Origin of the sequence: Pseudomonas frederiksbergensis (genome assembly GCF_003732665.1) — a bacterium.
Lineage (GTDB): Bacteria > Pseudomonadota > Gammaproteobacteria > Pseudomonadales > Pseudomonadaceae > Aquipseudomonas > Aquipseudomonas frederiksbergensis_G.
This window is the reverse complement of sequence record NZ_MOBP01000014.1, coordinates 61,400-80,538: the sequence shown is the minus strand read 5'-3', so window position 1 is coordinate 80,538 and position 19,139 is coordinate 61,400. Positions and strand designations below refer to the sequence as shown.

General features: G+C 61.8%; 15 protein-coding genes and 1 pseudogene. 14 read left to right on the top strand and 2 right to left on the bottom strand.

The window, feature by feature from the left end:
- Positions 1-211 precede the first annotated feature (211 nt).
- Positions 212-334: pseudogene (locus BK665_RS22165) on the top strand (AraC family transcriptional regulator); the annotation flags it as partial.
- A 13-nt stretch (positions 335-347) separates the two neighbouring features.
- Here BK665_RS22165 and BK665_RS22160 read toward each other — a convergent pair.
- Both BK665_RS22160 and BK665_RS22155 read right to left on the bottom strand, forming a co-directional pair.
- Entirely contained in the window at positions 348-1,688 is a 1,341-nt protein-coding gene (locus BK665_RS22160) for a PQQ-dependent sugar dehydrogenase (RefSeq protein WP_123408759.1), read from the bottom strand.
- A gap of 164 nt (positions 1,689-1,852) precedes the next feature.
- A complete protein-coding gene (locus BK665_RS22155; RefSeq protein WP_123408758.1) occupies positions 1,853-2,776 on the bottom strand; it encodes a LysR family transcriptional regulator in 924 nt (307 codons plus the stop codon).
- Positions 2,777-2,951: 175 nt separating this feature from the next.
- Between BK665_RS22155 and gbd the strand changes: the two genes are divergently transcribed.
- The 13 genes from gbd (at position 2,952) to mgtA (ending at position 19,108) form a co-directional block, all read left to right on the top strand.
- Positions 2,952-4,091 carry a 4-hydroxybutyrate dehydrogenase gene (gbd, locus tag BK665_RS22150; protein ID WP_123408757.1) on the top strand — a complete coding sequence of 380 codons (1,140 nt, stop codon included), beginning with the start codon at positions 2,952-2,954 and terminating at the stop codon, positions 4,089-4,091.
- A 73-nt stretch (positions 4,092-4,164) separates the two neighbouring features.
- A complete protein-coding gene (locus BK665_RS22145) occupies positions 4,165-4,944 on the top strand; it encodes an enoyl-CoA hydratase-related protein (protein WP_123408756.1) in 780 nt (259 codons plus the stop codon).
- 1 nt (position 4,945) lies between these two features.
- The gene (locus BK665_RS22140; RefSeq protein WP_123408755.1) at positions 4,946-6,151 is read left to right on the top strand and encodes a CaiB/BaiF CoA transferase family protein; all 1,206 of its coding nucleotides are present in this window, start codon (positions 4,946-4,948) and stop codon (positions 6,149-6,151) included.
- Between the two features lie 169 nt (positions 6,152-6,320).
- Entirely contained in the window at positions 6,321-7,364 is a 1,044-nt protein-coding gene (locus tag BK665_RS22130) for a TRAP transporter substrate-binding protein (protein WP_123408754.1), read from the top strand.
- 15 nt (positions 7,365-7,379) lie between these two features.
- The gene (locus tag BK665_RS22125) at positions 7,380-9,278 is read left to right on the top strand and encodes a TRAP transporter large permease (protein ID WP_123408753.1); all 1,899 of its coding nucleotides are present in this window, start codon (positions 7,380-7,382) and stop codon (positions 9,276-9,278) included.
- A 28-nt stretch (positions 9,279-9,306) separates the two neighbouring features.
- A complete protein-coding gene (locus BK665_RS22120) occupies positions 9,307-9,765 on the top strand; it encodes a thioesterase family protein (RefSeq protein ID WP_123408752.1) in 459 nt (152 codons plus the stop codon).
- Positions 9,766-9,780: 15 nt separating this feature from the next.
- A complete protein-coding gene (locus tag BK665_RS22115) occupies positions 9,781-10,740 on the top strand; it encodes an amidohydrolase family protein (RefSeq protein ID WP_123408751.1) in 960 nt (319 codons plus the stop codon).
- Positions 10,733-11,677 (top strand): amidohydrolase family protein, encoded by a 945-nt coding sequence (locus BK665_RS22110; protein WP_123408750.1) that lies wholly within the window; start codon positions 10,733-10,735, stop codon positions 11,675-11,677. Before BK665_RS22115 ends, BK665_RS22110 begins: the two co-directional genes overlap by 8 nt.
- 32 nt (positions 11,678-11,709) lie before the next feature.
- On the top strand, positions 11,710-13,287 hold the full coding sequence (locus BK665_RS22105) for an aldehyde dehydrogenase (NADP(+)) (RefSeq protein ID WP_123408749.1): 1,578 nt from the start codon (positions 11,710-11,712) through the stop codon (positions 13,285-13,287).
- 119 nt (positions 13,288-13,406) lie between these two features.
- The gene (locus tag BK665_RS22100) at positions 13,407-13,979 is read left to right on the top strand and encodes a PPC domain-containing DNA-binding protein (protein ID WP_123408748.1); all 573 of its coding nucleotides are present in this window, start codon (positions 13,407-13,409) and stop codon (positions 13,977-13,979) included.
- Between the two features lie 77 nt (positions 13,980-14,056).
- Positions 14,057-15,364, top strand: a complete 1,308-nt coding sequence (locus BK665_RS22095) for an OprD family porin (RefSeq protein WP_123408747.1) — start codon at positions 14,057-14,059, stop codon at positions 15,362-15,364.
- A 453-nt stretch (positions 15,365-15,817) separates the two neighbouring features.
- Positions 15,818-16,114: a hypothetical protein gene (locus tag BK665_RS22090; RefSeq protein ID WP_123408746.1), complete on the top strand. Its 297-nt coding sequence runs from the start codon at positions 15,818-15,820 to the stop codon at positions 16,112-16,114.
- Between the two features lie 273 nt (positions 16,115-16,387).
- Positions 16,388-19,108 carry a magnesium-translocating P-type ATPase gene (gene mgtA, locus BK665_RS22085; RefSeq protein WP_123408745.1) on the top strand — a complete coding sequence of 907 codons (2,721 nt, stop codon included), beginning with the start codon at positions 16,388-16,390 and terminating at the stop codon, positions 19,106-19,108.
- Positions 19,109-19,139 lie beyond the last annotated feature (31 nt).

Here is a 19,139-nt window from a genome sequence, read left to right as displayed (position 1 = left end):
GCTCCTACAGGGTTCGGTGTCGGCCACCCATTTTGTGAACATCCCAAACGAATGTAGGAGCGAGGCTTGCCCGCGAAGACGGTGTGTCAGGCGACATCATCGTTATAGATAGACCGCTTTCGCGGGCAAGCCTCGCTCCTACGGGGGTTCGGTGTCGGAACGAATCAGCCGTACGCCACTTCCGGCTTGCCAGTCTCCAGCGCATCCACCCGAACGCAACATCGACCAGATCGCCCGGCAGTGCGGGTTTGGCGACGAAGAACGCATGCGCTTCACCTTCCAGCGCAACCTGGGGATCTCACCGCGAGACTATCGCAACCGCTTCTCGCGCTGAGCTCCTCCTCGGTCTAGGGTTTGGCGGCGGCGATGCGCCAAATTTTGTTCCCCACATCGTCAGCCACCAGCAACGCGCCGCCCTGATCCAGCGTCACGCCCACCGGCCGCCCCTGGGCTTCGCCGTCGGCATTGAGGAACCCCGTCAAGAAGTCCACCGGCAACCCCGAGGGTTTGCCATCGCTGAAAGGGATGAACACCACCTTATAGCCGGCCTGGGGATTGCGGTTCCACGAGCCGTGCTCGCCGACAAACACGCCGTTGGCGAATTGGGCGGGCATGCCTCGGGCATCGGAGAACGTCAGGCCTAGCGGTGCCACGTGGGTGCCTAGCGCGTAGTCCGGCGCGATGGCCTCGGCCACCTTGTCCGGGCGCGGCGGCTCCACGCGGATATCGACGTGAGCGCCGTAGTAGCTCCACGGCCAGCCATAGAACGCGCCGTCCTTCACCGAGGTCAGGTAATCCGGCACCAGGTCGCTGCCAATTTCGTCCCGTTCATTGACCACGGTCCACAACTGGGTCGAACCAGGTTTCCAGGCCAGCCCATTGGGGTTGCGCAAACCGCTGGCGAACAGACGCTTGCTGCCGCTTTTGACGTCCACTTCCCAAATCGCCGCACGCCCTTCTTCGGCATCGAGGCCGTTTTCGCCGACGTTGCTGTTGGAGCCCACCGTGACGTAGAGCTTGGTGCCCTCGGGGTTGGCGATGACGTTCTTGGTCCAGTGGTGATTGATGCCGGCGGGCAGATCGGTGACTTTCACTGGCGTGGCGCTGACCTCGGTCTGACCCGGGTTGTACGGCACTTTGACCAGGGCATCGGCATTGGCAATGAACAACTCATTGCCCACCAACGCCATGCCAAACGGTGACGTCAGGTTGCTCATGAACACCGTGCGCACTTCGGCGCGGCCATCGCCGTCGGCATCACGCAACAATGTAATGCGATTGGCACTTGGCGCATCCGCCCCGACCCGTCCCATCACAAACCCCATGACCGTGCGCTTGGCCCAGGCAATTGGCCCGCTGCCACCGTCGGTAGCGCCCTCAGGCATCGGCGGGTGGTTGCTTTCGGCGACCAGCACGTCGCCATTGGGCAAGGTGTAGACCCAGCGCGGGTGATCCAGATTCTCCGCCAGTGCGCTTACCTTGAAACCGGCCGGCGCCGTGGGCATGGCATTGCCCGGCCAGCCGATGGCTTTGGACACTTTCAAGGTCGGGATCAGCGAGGTGGTGGGTTCAGGCAACTGCGGCGCCGGGCCGACGCTGGCCTGGGGCGGCAATTTGGAAGACTCGCCACAGGCGCTGAGCAGTGCGGCAGCGGTGATCAGGAGCGCAAGTCGGTTGGATACATTCATTGTTCTAACCTCGCGGTGGCCATCCATGGGCCAGTTATAGGACAGACAAAATCCCGCTGAGTATCGCGGCGCTGATCCGTGACAAACACCGCGTCTGGCTCAAATCACATTTGCCTGAATTGCACGAATGCGCAGTTTCAAACCCCGTCAGTATTCGAAGAGCCTCATACCGGGTTCAGCAACGCCTCACGCAACAGCCGCGCGGCGGGCGAATCCGGGACGTTTTTGCGCGACACCAGTTCATAGGGTTCGCTGCGGGAGGTAATGGGCAGCGGCAGCGTGGTGGTAAAGCCGTAGCCGGAGCAGAACCTGGCCACGTCGGTGGAGACCAGCGCGACCAGGGTCGGGTTTTCCTGCAACAGCGACAGGGTGGCGAAGGCTGACGTGGTTTCCAGCAAGTGCACCGGGAAACGCAGGTCAGCCTCATGGAACTCGCGCTCCAGTAACAGACGCATGGGCATGTTGGCGCGGTAGACCACCCAGCGGTAATCCACCAGGTCCTTGAGCGACAGTTGTCGGGCATAGGCGAACGGATGTTGAGTGCTGGCGATCACCGCCAGGGTTTCTTCGACGAAGGTCGAGCTCTCATACAAGTAGGGGGTGGTGCTGATGGTGGTGCGGCAGATCGCCAGGTCCAGACGCCCGGCGTCGAGTTGGCTGAGCAGCGCGGCGCTGGTGTCTTCGACGATCTCGATGGACAGCTTGGGGTTGTCGGCGATGACCCGGCTGATCGCGGTGGTCAGCAGCGGCACGGCACCCATGATGGTGCCGACCGACACACGCCCACCCTCGCCGCTCATGATGCCGATGATCTCTTCGCGCAGGTGCGCGAGGTCGGTCTGGATCAACCGGGCGTAGCGAATCACCGAGCGTCCGGCATCGGTGGGTTCCAACCCGCGGTTAGTACGGGTGAACAGCGAGGTGCCGAACGTGGTTTCGATTTCTTGCAGCGCTTTGCTGGCCCCGGGTTGGGTCAGCGCGACCTGTTTGGCCGCGCCCAGCAAGGAGCCGTGGTCATCCAGGGCGATCAACAAGCGCAGTTGCTTGATGTGCAGGCGGGACATGATTGAGTTGAGTGAGGGCGTCATCAGGGTTAACTAAAAGTTATAGAGGTATCGAAAGTTGTCAGTATCGGGGCTCGCCGCGACGGCCCTATAGTCCGCCCCACAACCAGGCAATGCAATGGGTTTGACCCGAGAGCGAGAGCCCTCCTGCCCCGGACCGATTGCAACAATAACAATCCTGTATAACTTGTGGTGAATCATGTCCCTCATCAATTACGTCACCAAGATCCAGTTCGGCTACGACAGCCTGGCGCATCTGGCCGCCGAAGCCGAGCGCGCCGGCATCACCCGGCCGCTGATTGTCACCGACCTCGGCGTGCGCAATGCCGGCATCGTAGACAAGGTCATTGCGGCCCTGGGCGCTAGCCTGACGCCGACGATTTTCGACGCCACCCCGCCTAATCCGAACGAACATGCGGTGCGCGAAGCCGTGGCGCAATATCGCCTCGGCGAGTGCAACGGCATCATCGCCGTGGGCGGTGGTTCGTCCATCGATCTGGCCAAGGGCGTGGCGGTCTGCGCCACCCACGATGGTCCGCTGCAAAGCTTTGCGGTGATTGAAGGTGGACTGGATCGCATCACCGCCGCCACCGCGCCGCTGATCGCGATTCCGACCACCGCCGGCACCGGCAGCGAAGTCGGCCGCGGCGCCATTTTGATTCTCGATGATGGCCGCAAAGTCGGCGTGATCTCACCGTATGTGGTGCCCCGCGTGGCGATCTGCGACCCGGAACTGACCCTCGGCCTGCCCGCCATGCTCACCGCCGCCACCGGCATGGACGCCATCGCGCATTGCATCGAGACGTTCATGGCCCCGGCCTTCAACCCCGCCGCCGACGGCATTGCCCTCGATGGCCTGTGGCGCGCCTGGGAACACATCGAACGCGCCACCACCGAGCCCGGTGATCGTGAAGCACGGATGAACATGATGAGCGCGTCGATGCAAGGCGCCCTCGCGTTCCAAAAGGGATTGGGCTGCGTGCACAGCCTGTCCCACGCCTTGGGCGGGATCAATCCGAAGCTGCACCACGGCACCTTGAACGCGATCTTTCTGCCGGCCGTCGTCGACTTCAACGCCAACGCCCCGACCGTGCGTGACGAACGCAAGCTCGAACGCCTGCGCCACGCCATGGGCCTTGCAGCCGGGGCCGATATCGGCGTGGCCATCGAGGACATGACCCGACGCCTGGGCCTGCCGACCCGCCTGAGCGAGATCGGCGTCGATGAGAGCCTGTTCGCCGGGATCATCGAAGGCGCCCTGCACGATCACAGCCACAAGACCAACCCTCGCGAAGCCTCGCCGGCGGACTACCGGTCGATGCTCAAACAATCGCTGTAAGCAAGCGCTATCCAACAACAATAAATCAGGAGGCAACCGCGTCCTCGGCCAAGCTGAGGACAGCGGGACAATCATGAAGCCCACCGTCCTTATCGAACGGCAAGCCGCCATTGCCATCGTCACCCTCAGCCATCCGGGCAAAATGAACGCCCTGACCCTGTCCATGTGGCAGGACCTGGGGGATGTCATGACCGAACTGTCCGCCGACACCTCCGTGCGCTGCGTGGTGTTACGCGGTGCCGGCGAACAAGCATTTGCCGCCGGCGCCGATGTCAGCGAATTCCCCAGCGTGCGCGCCAATCAGACCCAAGCCCGCCACTATGCCGAAATAACCTCGGCGGCCATGCGCGCCGTCGTCGAATGCCCACACCCGGTGATCGCCATGATCCACGGCGTATGCGTCGGCGGCGGCCTGGAGATCGCCGCGTTGTGCGACCTGCGCATCTGCGGCACCTCCAGCCGTTTCGGCGCGCCGGTCGGCAAGCTGGGCCTGGTCATGTCCTATGACGAAATGGCCGGGCTGGTTGCATTGGCCGGGCGTTCGACCACCCTCGAAATTCTGCTGGAAGGTCGCATTCTCGACGCCAACGACGCCTACGTGAAAAACCTCGTGACCCGGGTCGTGCCGGATGCCGAGGTCGAATCCGAAACCCTCGCCACCGCCAAACGCATCACCCAAGGCGCGCCGCTGGTCGCCCGTTGGCATCGCCAGGCTGCGTTGCAACTGGAGGCCGGCGTGGCACCCACCGTCGAGCAGATCGACGCCAGTTATTCCTGCTACGACACCAAAGATTTTCAGACCGGCCTGAACGCGTTCATCGCCAAAGCCAAACCACTATTCGAGGGTAAATGACATGGGACCGCTGACAGGCATGCGCGTGGTAGAACTGGCTCACATCATGTCCGGACCGGTGTGCGGGATGATGCTGGCCGACATGGGCGCGGACGTGGTGAAGGTCGAAAAAGTCCCCGACGGTGACGACTCGCGGCGCTTCTCGCCGATCATGGCCAGCGGCGAATCCGCTTCGTTCATGGTGGTCAACCGCAACAAGCGCGGCATCGGCCTGAACCTGAAAACCGACGGCGGCCGCGATGTGTTGCGCCGCTTGTTGCTGGACGCCGATGTGGTCACGGAAAACTACCGCGCCGGCACCATGGAAAAATTCGGCCTGGGTTATGACACCCTCAAAACCCTCAACCCTGGCCTGATCTACTGCGCGATTTCCGGCTACGGGCGCAGCGGGCCGTTTGGTGAGAAAGGTGGCTTTGACCTGATCGCCCAGGGCATGAGCGGGATGATGAGCATGACCGGTGAAGCCGGGCGTGAACCGGTCAAGGCCGGTTCGCCGGTGGCGGACATCAACTCCGGCATCCTCGCCGCCCTCGGCATCTGCGCCGCCTACGCCGCCAAACAGAAAACCGGCCTCGGGCAAATGGTCGACACCTCGCTGTTCGAGGCCGGCCTGCAACAGATGTACTGGCCGGCGGCGGCGTTTTTCGCCGATGGCACCATCCTGCCGAAAATGGGTTCGGCCAACTCCACCAGCGCGCCGTACCAGGTGTTCCGCACCGCCGATGGCTGGATCAACATCGGCGCCGCCAACCAGGCCAACTACGAACGCCTGGTCGAAGCCCTGGCCGTGCCGCAACTCAAAGCCGACCCGCGCTTCGCCAGCAACGCACTGCGCATGGAGCATCGCCTGGCCCTGGTGGACATCCTCAACGAAGTGCTGGTGGCGCGCACCACGGATGAATGGATGGTGTTGTTCGACAGCCTCGGCCTGCCTGCCGGGCCTGTGCTGGATATCGCCGCCGCCCTCGCCCATCCGCAAACCATCGCCCGGGGTATGGTGGTGGAAACCGAACACCCCACCGAAGGCCGGGTGCGCGGCATGGGTTTGCCGATTCACTTCTCGGACATGGACAACGCCGCAACGCCGACCAGCCGCCATGCGCCGCTGCTCGGTGAGCACACCCGCGAGGTGCTGAAGGAAAGCGGTTATGCAGACGATGAAATCGACGAGCTGATCAAAAGCAAAGCCGTGGTGGCCCTGGCATAGCGCCAACCCCCTGTGGGAGCGGGCTTGCTCGCGAAAGCGGTGTGCCAGGCAACATTTCCATTAACTGACACACCGCCTTCGCGAGCAAGCCCGCTCCCACAGGGGGACAGGGTTCGCAAATTTGATCCGCAGATTTTTGAACAACTACAAAAACAATAAGGTGAACATCATGAGCCGTATCTTGACCGAGACTGTCAGCCGCCGATCATTCCTGGTATCTGCCGGCGTCACCGTGGGTGGTGCCTTCGCTGCCAACCTGCTGCCTTCCAGCGTTTTCGCCGCGACCAAACCCATCGTGCTGCGCTACACCAGTAGCCTGCCCGACACCCATCCGTTGAACAAACAGATGAAGGCCGCGTCCGAAGCGATCAAGGCTGAAACCAACGGTGCCGTGGACTTGCAGGTGTACGCCAACGGCGCCATGGGCGGCGACACCGACATGCTGTCCCAGGTGCGCGCCGGGGCCATCGATTTCATTCCGTTGCCAGGGGCGATTCTCTCGACCCTGGTGCCGGCCATGTCGATCGAAAGCATGCCGTTCGCGTTCAAGGACTACGACAGCGTCTGGGCCGCACTGGACGGCAAACTCGGTGAATACGTGCGGGCCAAGACCGAGAAAGTCGGCCTGATCCCGATGGAGAAAGTCTGGAACAACGGCTTCCGCCAGATCACCAGTTCGACCCGGCCAATCAACACGCCGCAAGACCTCGCCGGTTTCAAGTTGCGGGTGTTGGTCAGCCCGTTGTGGACCTCGATGTTCAGCGCCCTCGGCGCTTCCCCCACTGGCATCAGCATCAACGAAACCTACTCGGCGCTGCAGACCAAAGTGGTCGATGGCCAGGAAAACCCGTTGGTGGTGGTCGAGTCCGCTCGCTTCTATGAAGTGCAGAAATACTGCTCGATGACCGACCACATCTGGGGCGGTTTCTGGATCGTTGCCTCAGGCAAAACCTTCCCCAAACTGCCTGCCGATGTGCAGGAAATCGTCTCCCGGCAGATAAACGCCGCCGCGATGATCCAGCGCCAGCAAGTCATCGACCTCAACACCAGCCTGGAGCCATCCCTGACCGCCCACGGCATCACCTTCAACAAAGTCGACCGTTCATTGTTCAGGACCGACCTGCAATCGAAAGGCTTCTACACCCAATGGAAAGAAAAGTACGGCACCGAAGCCTGGAGCTTGCTCGAGCAGTACGCGGGTCAATTGTCCTAAGCCGGAGCCAAGGTCATGAAAAACGAACTACCAATGACGGACGTTTCCCCTGCTGACGGACTCAGCCCACGGCAAACCACTTTTCGCCTCGGCCGCGCCCTCGACACCGGCCTGCGCTGGCTGACCGAGGGCAGCGCGGCGTTGCTGGTGGTGGTCGAAGTCACCCTGCTGTTCTGCAACGTGTTCTCCCGCTACGTGCTCAACCAGCCGATTGTCTGGGGCGATGAACTGGCTTCGCTGCTGTTCCTGTGGCTGGCGATGCTCGGCTCGGTGGTGGCGATGCGGCGCGGCGAACACATGCGCCTGACCTCGTTTATCGGGCGCCTGCCCGCGGAAAAACGCGCCTTCGTCGACACCTTGGGCGCGGTGATCGTCATCACCTTTATCGGGCTGCTGTTCACCCCGGCCTGGGAGTACGTCAGCGACGAGTGGATCATCACCACCGCCGCCCTGGAAATCCCCAACGCTTTCCGCGTGTCCGCCATCGCCGTTGGCCTGAGCCTGATGCTGATGACCTGCGTCGCGCGCCTGCTGACCAGCGCCCGGCTGATCGACTTCACGGTGTCGGTGGCGATGCTGGCCTCCCTGGCGGCGTTGTTGTGGGTCGGCGAAGGCCTGTTGTTGCTGGCGGGCAACTGGAACCTGATCGTGTTTTTCATGATTGGGGTGATGGCGATGATCGTCATCGGCGTGCCGATCATGGTCGCGTTCGGTCTTGCCACCGTGGCGTACCTGTCGACCATGACCGCCACGCCGCTGACCCTGGTGGTCGGGCGCATGGACGAAGGCATGGCGAGCCTGATCCTGCTGGCGATTCCGCTGTTCGTGTTCCTGGGTGCGTTGATCGAAGCCATGGGCATGGCCCGGGCGATGATCCGCTTCCTGTGCTCGTTGATCGGCCATGTGCGCGGCGGGCTGTCGTATGTGCTGATCGGCGCCATCTACCTGATCTCCGGCATTTCCGGCTCCAAGGCAGCCGACATGGCCGCCATCGCACCGGCGCTGTTTCCGGAAATGAAGAAACGCGGCGAGGATGAAAACGAACTGGTGGCGATGCTCAATGCGTCCGGGGCAATGTCGGAAACCATTCCGCCGAGCCTGGTGCTGATCACCATCGGTTCGGTGACCGGCGTGTCGATTTCCGCGCTGTTTACCGGTGGTTTCATGCCGGCGGTGGTGGGTGCGATTGCCATGGCGGCGGTGATCTGGTGGAAGAACCGCAAGGGCGAAGCCTCCACCGGCAAACGTGCCACGGGCAAGGAAATCGGCCACTCGCTGCTGGTTGCACTACCGGCATTGGCCCTGCCCTTTGTGATCCGCACGGCGGTGGTCGAAGGCGTCGCCACGGCCACCGAAGTGGCGGCGATTGGCGTGGCCTACACCTTTATCGTCGGGTTGCTGTGCTATCGCTGCTTCGACTGGCGCCGCCTCTATCCGATCCTGGTCAGCACCGCGTCGTTGTCCGGCGCAATCCTGATCATCATCGGCAGCGCCACCGCCATGGCTTGGGCGCTGACCCAGTCCGGCTTCTCCCATCAACTGGCGCAGGTGATGTCGACCGTGCCTGGGGGTGCGATGGGCTTCCTGATCATTTCGGCGGTGGCCTTCATCCTGCTGGGCAGTTTTCTGGAAGGTATCCCCGCCATCGTGCTGTTCGGACCGTTGCTGTTTCCGATTGCCAAGACCATGGGCATTAACGATGTGCATTACGCCATGGTCGCGATCTTCGCCATGGGCCTGGGCTTGTTCGCGCCGCCGTTTGGCGTGGGTTTCTACGCCGCGTGCGCCATCGCCAAGGTCGACCCCAGCGGAGCCATGCGCCGGGTCTGGCCGTACCTCGGCGCGCTCGTCGTGGCCCTGGGCGTGCTGATCGCCGTGCCGTGGATTTCCATTGGTTTCCTGCCCAACACCTGATCACTCCTTTGCTAACCCGAGGTTGCTTATGAATTTCTCAACGCTGGAAACAGGCACCGCCACTGAACGCCGACTGATGGTCGATCAGCCCCGCACCATTTCGTTTTTGGGCGAGGACCTGCGCATCTACGCCACGCCGCGCCTGGTGGACGACATCGAGCAGACTTGTCTCGACTACTTGCTGACCTTCCTCGATGAAGGCGAGAACACCGTCGGGGCCGCGGTCGATATCCGCCACGTCGGCGCCACGCTGCTGGGCATGTCGGTGAGCATTGTCGCCACCGTTACGCGGATCGAGGGCCGCAGCGTGACCTTCAATGTCGAGGTGCGCGACGACGTCGAGCTGGTGGCCACCGCCGCCCACACCCGCGTCGTGGTCAACGTCGCCAAGCTGCGCAGCCGCGTCCAGGCCAAGGCCGAAGCCGCTGCTGCGGGCGAAGTCGAAGACGGCGTGCTCAGTCCTTCCCAATTCGCTGCGTCACGCTGAGCAAGGGTTGCCGTCATGATCACGCTGCACGAACGCAATGGCCTGCCCAACCTTGCACCCGAGGATGCCCTGCCAATGGTCGATGCCCACCATCACCTGTGGGACCTCGGCAACGGGCGATATCCGTGGTTGCAGGACGAGTATCACGAAGGTTTTTTTCTCGGTGATTATCACAGCCTGCGGCGTGATTTTTTGCCGGAACACTTCCTGGCCCTGACCGGAAACCAGCGCTTGGTCGGCACGGTGCACGTCGAGGCCGAGCGGGCCCGGGATGAGCAAGTCGCCGAGACCCTTTGGCTGGAACAGGTGCACGCCCGTTTCGGCTTCCCGAATGCCATCGTCGCCCATGCCTGGTTCGATCGTGACGACAGCGCCGAGATCCTTGCGGCCCAGGCTGCCCGGCCGTTGGTTCGGGGGATTCGCTCCAAACCCGTGACCTCGACCTCCCCGGATGTCTCGATTGCCGGGGCCAAGGGCACCATGCAGGACCCGAAATGGCTGGAAGGCTTTTCGCGCCTGGCGGAACACGGTTTGTCCTGGGATTTGCGTGTGCCGCCGTGGCACCTGGCCGAGGCTGCGGAAGTGGCGGCGATGTTTCCCCAGATCCAGATCGCCTTGAACCACACCGGTTTCGCCTGGGACCGCAGCCCCCAAGGCATGGCGCGCTGGCGCAAAGGTCTGGAAGCGCTGGCCTTGCAGCCCAACGTGCACATCAAACTCTCGGAGTTCGGCCTCAAGGACTCGCCCTGGAATTACGACGACAACCGGGTTGTGGTGCTGACGGCACTGGAGATCTTCAGTCCCGAGCGTTGCATGTTCGCCAGCAATTTCCCGGTCGCCGGGTTGCGCGCGTCCTACGACACGATTGCCGATGGCGTGGCCGCGATGCTCGCGCCGCTGGGGCGTGCGGTGCAGGAAGCGGTGTTCGCCGGCAATGCGCAGCGCTTCTACCGTCTGGAGCCACAGCATGGATAACTGGCGCGAACGTTTTCTGGCCAGCGGCGACGACGCGGATTTACCCATTGTCGATGCCCACCAGCATTACTTCGATCTCGAGGCCCACTACTACCCGTGGCTGAACGACCGGCCATTGCGGCCGTTTCGTTACGGTGATTACTCGTCGATCTGTCGCACCTTTTTGCCCGAGGACTATCGCCGGCTGACGGGCCAGCATCGCATCTTGCAAACGGTGGTGATTGAGGGTGAATGGGATCCGGCGACACCGGCCGACGAAGTGCGTTTTATCGAGTCCCTGACGGAGCACGAACCGACCTTGGCGGCGATGGTCGGCCAAGCCTGGTTGGATCGCGAGGACGCAACCGAGCTTCTGCGCCTTTACGGCAAACACCCGCTGGTACGCGGCGTGCGCCACAAACCCACGGTCACCAGCCGTAAAGCCTGGCGCGAAGATTTTGCGGCGCCCGGCTCCATGCGCGATCCGCGCTGGCGCGACGGCTACGCCCGACTGGCGCAAAACGGTCTGCATTTCGAGTTGCAAGCACCGTGGTGGCATCTGCCGGAAGCCGCCGAACTGGCCCGGGACTTTCCCGACGTGCCCCTCGTGGTCAATCACACCGCGCTGCCAGCGGATCGCTCGCCGCAAGGTCTGGCCGGCTGGCGCGACAACCTGGCGCTGCTGGCTCGCGAGCCCAACGTCGCGCTAAAGATTTCCGGCATTTGCATCCCAGGCCAGGCCTGGCCCGTGGAAGCCAATCGCGTGGTGGTGAACGACGCGATATCGATTTTCGACGTCAGTCGCTGCGCCTTTGCCAGCAACTACCCGGTCGATGGTGTGGTGAACAGCCTCAGCGAGGTGCTCGACGGTTTCAAAACCATCGTCCGCGACCGTTCCCGCGTTGATCGACTGGCGCTGTTTCATGACAACGCCCGACGTATTTATCGGCTCACTTGATCCCCATTTTGAACAGCCCTTAAGGAGTTCCCATGTTTGAAGTTTCAGGCCACAACTACATTGCCGGCGCCCGTTCGGCCAAAGGTTCGAACACCCTGCAAAGCCACGACGCCAGCACCGGCGAAGCGCTGCCGTTCCGGTTCCATCAGGCGACTGTGGAGGAAGTGAATACGGCCGCAGAAGCGGCGGCTACGGCTTACCCTGTTTTCCGTAACCTGTCGGCCGCCCGCCGTGCCGATTTCCTTGACGCCATCGCCACTGAACTCGACGCGTTGGACGAGTCATTTATCGCCCTCGTCTGCCGTGAAACCGCCCTGCCCGCCGGGCGTATTCAGGGTGAGCGCGCCCGCACCAGCGGCCAGATGCGCCTGTTCGCCACGGCGCTGCGTCGGGGCGATTTCTACGGTGCGCGCATCGACCGCGCCCTGCCGGAGCGCAAGCCGCTGCCCCGTCCAGACCTGCGCCAATACCGCACTGGCGTCGGTCCGGTCGCGGTGTTCGGCGCCAGCAACTTTCCACTGGCGTTCTCCACCGCCGGGGGTGACACCGCGTCCGCCCTCGCCGCCGGTTGCCCGGTGGTGTTCAAGGCCCACAGCGGCCACATGGCGACTGCCGATTACGTCGCCGATGCGATCACCCGCGCCGCGCGTAAAACCGGCATGCCCGACGGTGTGTTCAGCATGGTCTACGGCAGCGTCGGTGAAGCCTTGGTGAAACACCCGGCGATTCAGGCCGTAGGCTTTACCGGGTCGTTGCGCGGTGGCCGGGCCTTGTGTGACATGGCAGCAGCACGGCCGCAGCCGATCCCGGTGTTCGCCGAGATGAGCAGCATCAACCCGGTGTTGCTGATGCCCGGCGCGCTCAAGGCACGGGGTGAGAAGATCGCCACCGAACTGGCGGCGTCCGTGGTCCTGGGCGCCGGTCAGTTCTGCACCAATCCCGGTTTGGTACTGGGTATTCGCTCGCCGGAATTCACCGCGTTCCTCGAACGCTTCGCCGGGCTGATGGGCGAGCAAAGCGCCCAGACCATGCTCAACAGCGGCGCGCTGAAAAGCTATTGCCACGGCCTCGATAACCTGCACGCCCACCCGGGCATCACCCACCTGGCCGGCGCCGCACAACAGGGCAATCAGGCCCGGCCGCAGTTATTCAAGGCTGATGTCAGCCTGTTGATTGACGGCGATGAGTTGCTGCAGGAAGAGGTCTTCGGTCCGACCACTATCGTTGTCGAAGTGGCCGATCACGCCGAGTTGCTCCAGGCCCTGCACGGCTTGCGCGGCCAGTTGACTGCCACCCTGATTGTCGAGGATTCGGAACTCGCCACCCTGAACGATGTGTTGGCCCTGCTCGAACAGAAAGTCGGCCGCGTGTTGTTCAACGGTTATCCCACTGGCGTTGAGGTGAGCGATGCCATGGTCCACGGCGGGCCTTACCCGGCGACCTCGGATGCGCGCGGCACGTCAGTGGGAACGCTGGCGATCGATCGATTCCTGCGGCCGGTGTGCTTCCAGAACTGCCCCGACAGCCTGTTGCCGGACGCCCTGAAAAACGCCAACCCGCTGGGCATCGCCCGGTTGATTGACGGGGCCAGCAGCCGCAAAGGGCTGTAAGACTCAGCGTCACCACCCGCTATCAGCCACAACGCCCACGCCTGTTGAACAACAGGCGTCGGATTCGCTCGTCCAGAAAACCGCTGTACCCCCACAACAACAAAAACAGAGGAAGACCCATGCACGTTCAACTTCACCCGAAACAACGCCTGTGCAAATTGGTGTTGGCTGTTTCTGCCGCCGTACTGCTCAACACCGCGGCCACGCAATTGGCCGTTGCCGACACTTCACCCACCGCGACGACACCGCCCATGCAATGTGCCACCGAAGCCACCCCGCGCTACACCAAGACGCCCACCGGTTACCTGATGGTCCTGCGCATGGGCGACAACGCCTTCAAGGAACTGACCAAACTGGCCATCGCCGAAAAAATCCCGAGCGCGTCCATCAGCGGCATCGGCTTCGGCAACGCCAAGTTCGGCTTCTGGAACAAGGACAAAAAGGACTTCGACGCCAAGGTCTTCAGCAACGTCGAGATGGCCAGCATCACCGGCTCGGTGGCGTGGAAGAACGACCAGCCTTCGATCCATATGCACGGCGTCGCCGGTGACGCCACGTTCCAGGCCTATGGCGGCCACATCCTCGACTTTGACGTGACCACCGGCTCCATGGAAATCACCGTCGTCGTCCACCAGCGTCGTCTGGAGCGCGGGATCGATCCGTGCATCGGCGCCAACGTGCTGGGTATCTGAACCGAGCTTCAGGCTCCCACGGATAGCGGGAGCCACCCTTCTGAATTCGAATTACAAAAAAAATAGGGGCGATTTTGATGAGCAACAAAAACACGGTGGTCACCCTGGCGCTGGGCGCCATTGCACTAAGCACCCAGGCGCAGGCTGACTTCCTGAGCGACAGCAAAGCCACCCTGGGCCTGCGCAATTTCTACTTCAACAACGACAACCGCGACGGCACCGCCACGCCGTCGAAAACCGAAGAATGGGCGCAAGGTTTCATGCTCGACTTCAAGTCGGGTTATACCGATGGCGTGGTGGGTTTCGGCATCGATGCCTTGGGCCTGGCGGCGATCACCCTGGACAGCGGCAAGGGGCGGCATGTGGGCGGCTCGATGATTCCGTCGGACAGTGATGACAGCGCGGTCGATTCGTGGAGCCGGTTGGGGTTGACCGGCAAGGTCAAGGTGTCGAAGACCGAACTGCGCCTGGGTACGTTGATGCCGAAGCTGCCGATCCTGGTGTCCAACGACGGTCGCCTGCTGCCACAAACCTTTGAGGGTGGGCAGATCACGTCAGGCGAGTTCAAGGATCTGACGTTCACCGGTGGCCGGATCGAACATGCGACGGGCCGGGGCTCCAGCGATCAGACCGGGTTGGCCGCCGTCGGTGGCACCCGTGAAAGCAATGCGTTCGACTTCGCCGGCGGCGACTGGAAAGTCACCAAAGACCTGACCGCCCAGTATTACTACGCCAATCTCGACGACTACTACACCCAGCAGTTTTTCGGCCTGATCCACACCCTGGCGATCTCGGACAATCAGTCCCTGAAGACCGACTTGCGCTACTTCAAGACCGACTCGTCCGGCGCAAATAGCTCCGGCACCTCGGGCTACAAAATCAGTGGCTACACCCGGGATGGCGATGGCGAGATCGACAACAAAACCTGGAGCGCGGCGCTGATTTATTCCTTGGGCGCGCATGCGGTCACGGCGGGTTATCAAAGCGTATCCAGCGGCAGTGGCTTCACCCAACTCAACCAGGGCGGCCTCGCGGACAAAGGTGCCGGCGGGGTCAGTCTCTACCTGTACACCGATCGCCTGATCCAGACCTTCACCCGCGCCGGCGAACGCACCGCTTTCGGCCAGTATGCGTATGACTTTGCAGGCTTGGGGCTGCCGGGTCTGAAGGCGTCGGTCATGTACCTCAGCGGCGACCACATCAAGACCACGTCCGGTGACAACCAGAAGGAATGGGAGCGGGATATCAGCCTCGACTATGTGTTGCAGTCCGGGGCGCTGAAAGGGGTTGGCTTTGGATGGCGCAATGGCAAGTCCAACGGCGAGGCGTCGCGTAATCAGGATCAGAACCGGTTGATCGTCAGCTACAGCATTCCGTTGCTTTAACGTAATCCCGCTTAGCTTTTGTAGGAGCGAAGCTTGCTCGCGAAGGCGGCTTCAAATTCAACATTGTTGTCGACTGATACACCGCTTTCGCGGGCAAGCCTCGCTCCTACAGGGGACATCAACAACATGACCATTAACTGTCATTTACCTGAACAACTTACAATTTCAATAATCGGATCCTCTTCAATTGAACTTTAATCAAGTATTGAAGGTTGACTTCATCCACCTGCCTGAGTAAATTGCCCGGGCCGGTTTCACAGGCCTTTTTTCAACTCACAAAAGAATCCAATGGACACAGTATCTAGTCGCCGCCGGTTGACTGCGAATTCGCAGGCGCTGGCGCATAACCCAGCACATGACGGGACTCGACTTTGCGGTCGGGTGAGCTGCGCTAGAGCTTGATGCTCCACCGTAACTTGCCTCGCCGGCGTCAGTCCGGTCCAGAGGTATGTTATGAACTTCAACATCACTGTAATGCCCGGCGTACGCGCCTTTGCCTCGACCATGCGGGTCAAGTCCTGCCGTGAGCGTGTCGTGGCGGCACGGGCCAATACGCCGTTTTCCAGCCAATCCTCCCCTGCCAAGGCGCACCTGCGTGCCAACTGGCGTGTCTGCCCGATGACGGGCCGGCTTCAGCAACGCTGGAGCCTCGACGACAACCCGGAACCACCGAGTCGGCGCATCGCGCGTCTGTTCCAGCAGGCGCGCCTGATGCTCGGCCTGTACCTCGGGGCGTGCACTTTCAATTGAGCTGAAGGCACTTTCCAACGCCTTCCTTAACGAATTCCTTATATCGGAATTCGGCAACTTCTTATTGCCCGTCAAATAGTGAGTTAGTTATGGACGAAGCCAGTAGACGGTTCGCTGCCCACAACTACAAAGTTGCTGGACAGCGAACATTAAACATTAAAAACGCAACGATCATAATCGATCGCCTATTGGCGGCTCGGCATACGTGCGCTCGTCTTTAATTAGCTGAGGTGCCTGTGTGTCGTGCCGCGAATCGGTGGCAGGAGCACAGCAATGACCCTTGTAAAAACCGCAAAGAAAACCACACAGGGCGCCAGCAACGACAACGCCAAACTGTCGATGCGCGCCGCTCGGGAAGCACAAAACGGCCTGGCCGTGACGCTGAGCAACCTCAACGCCAGCACTGACGGCCTGACCGAACTCGAAGCCCAGGGCCGCCTGGCCCGGGACGGTCACAACGAAGTGGCCCACGACAAGCCGCCTCACGCCCTCGTCCAACTGCTAAAAGCCCTGAACAATCCCTTCATCTATGTGTTGCTGACCCTGGCGGGCATCAGTTTCTTCACCGATTACTGGCTGCCGATCAGCAACGGTGAAGCGGATGACGCCGACCTGACCAAAGTCATCATTATCATGACCATGGTCAGCCTCAGCAGCCTGTTGCGGTTCTGGCAGGAATACCGCTCGGCCAAGTCCGCCGAAGCGCTGAAGGCGATGGTGCGCACCACCGCCACCGTGCTGCGCCGCGAGCACAAGGACGGCAAGCCGCTGCTGCGCGAAGTGCCAATGCGCGACCTGGTGGCCGGCGACATCGTGCAATTGAGCGCGGGCGACATGATCCCGGCAGACATTCGCCTGATCGAATCCCGCGACTTGTTTATCAGTCAGGCGGTGCTGACCGGCGAAGCGTTGCCGGTGGAGAAATACGACACCCTGGGCAACGTGGCGCAGAAGTCGGCCACCGGCAGCGCGGCGGATCAAAACAACCTGCTGGACCTGCCGAACATCTGCTTCATGGGCACCAACGTGGTCAGCGGCACCGCCAAGGCTGTGGTGGTCGCCACCGGGGCGCGGACGTACTTCGGTTCCCTGGCCAAAGCCATCGTCGGCTCCCGGGTGCAAACCGCGTTTGACCGTGGGGTGAACAGCGTCAGTTGGTTGCTGATCCGTTTCATGCTGGTGATGGTGCCAATCGTGTTCCTGCTCAACGGCTTCTCCAAGGGCGACTGGGGCGACGCGTTCCTGTTTGCCTTGGCGGTGGCGGTCGGCCTGACCCCGGAAATGCTGCCGATGATCGTCAGCGCCAACCTGGCCAAAGGTGCGATGGCCATGGCCAAGCGCAAAGTGGTGGTCAAGCGCCTCAACGCGATCCAGAACTTCGGTTCGATGGACGTGCTGTGCACGGACAAGACCGGCACCCTGACCCAGGACAAGATCATTCTCGAGCACCACGTCGACAGTCACGGCCGGCGCGACGATTCGATCCTTGAACTGGCGTGGCTCAACAGCCATCACCAGAGCGGGTTGAAGAATCTGATGGACCAAGCCGTGGTGCAATTTGCCAATGCCAACGCGAAGTTTCGAGTTCCATTCGCCTACAGCAAGGTCGATGAATTGCCGTTCGACTTCGTGCGTCGGCGCCTGTCGATCATCGTCAAGGACAGCCGCGACGATCACCTGATGGTATGCAAGGGCGCGGTCGAGGAAATGCTCTCCATCGCCAGCCATATCAATGAGCGCGGCCAGGTGGTGGCGCTGGATGAGCAACGGCGTAAAGACCTGCTGGCCCTGGCCAACGAGTACAACGAGGACGGCTTCCGGGTATTGCTGGTGGCTACCCGCGAGATTCCAAAAGCCCAGAGCAAAAACCAGTACCACACCGCCGATGAGCGCGATCTGGTGATTCGCGGCTTCCTGACCTTCCTCGATCCACCGAAGGAAACCGCCGGCCCGGCCATCGCCGCGCTGCGGGACATGGGCGTCACTGTAAAAGTGCTCACCGGTGACAACGCCGTGGTCACTTGCAAAATCTGCCGCGACGTCGGAATCGACCCAGGCACCCCGCTGCTCGGCCAGGACATCGAGCACATGGACGACACCACCCTCAAGCTGCGGGTCGAAGAACGCACGGTGTTTGCCAAGTTGACGCCGCTGCAGAAATCCCGGGTGCTCAAGGCCCTGCAAGCCAACGGTCACACCGTGGGTTTCCTCGGCGACGGCATCAACGACGCCCCGGCCCTGCGCGATGCCGATGTGGGTATTTCGGTGGACAGCGGCACTGACATTGCCAAGGAATCGGCGGACATCATCCTCCTGGAAAAGAGCCTGATGGTGCTCGAAGAAGGCGTGCTCAAGGGCCGCGAAACCTTCGGCAATATCATGAAGTACCTGAACATGACCGCCAGCTCCAACTTCGGCAACGTGTTCTCGGTGCTGGTGGCCAGTGCATTCATTCCATTTTTGCCGATGCTGTCGATCCACCTGCTGCTGCAAAACCTGATGTACGACATCTCTCAGTTGGCGTTGCCGTGGGACAAGATGGACAAGGAATTCCTGCGCAAACCACGCAAGTGGGATGCGAAGAACATCGGCCGCTTCATGCTGTGGATCGGCCCTACCTCGTCGATCTTCGACATCACCACCTTCGCCGTGATGTGGTACGTGTTCGCCGCCAACAGCGTGGAAATGCAGAGCCTGTTCCAGTCCGGCTGGTTCATTGAAGGGCTGCTGTCCCAGACGTTGGTGGTGCACATGTTGCGCACGCAAAAAATCCCGTTCTTCCAGAGCACCGCGGCGCTGCCAGTGATCCTGGCGACCGGCACGGTAATCTGCCTGGGCATCTACATCCCGTTTTCGCCGCTGGGCACGCTGGTCGGCCTGGTGCCGTTGCCATGGGACTACTTCCCTTGGCTGGTGGGCACATTGCTCAGCTACTGCGTGGTGGCGCAGACCATGAAGACGATCTACATCCGCCGATTCAAGCAGTGGTTCTGATTGCCTGAACACCACAGATCCCCTGTGGGAG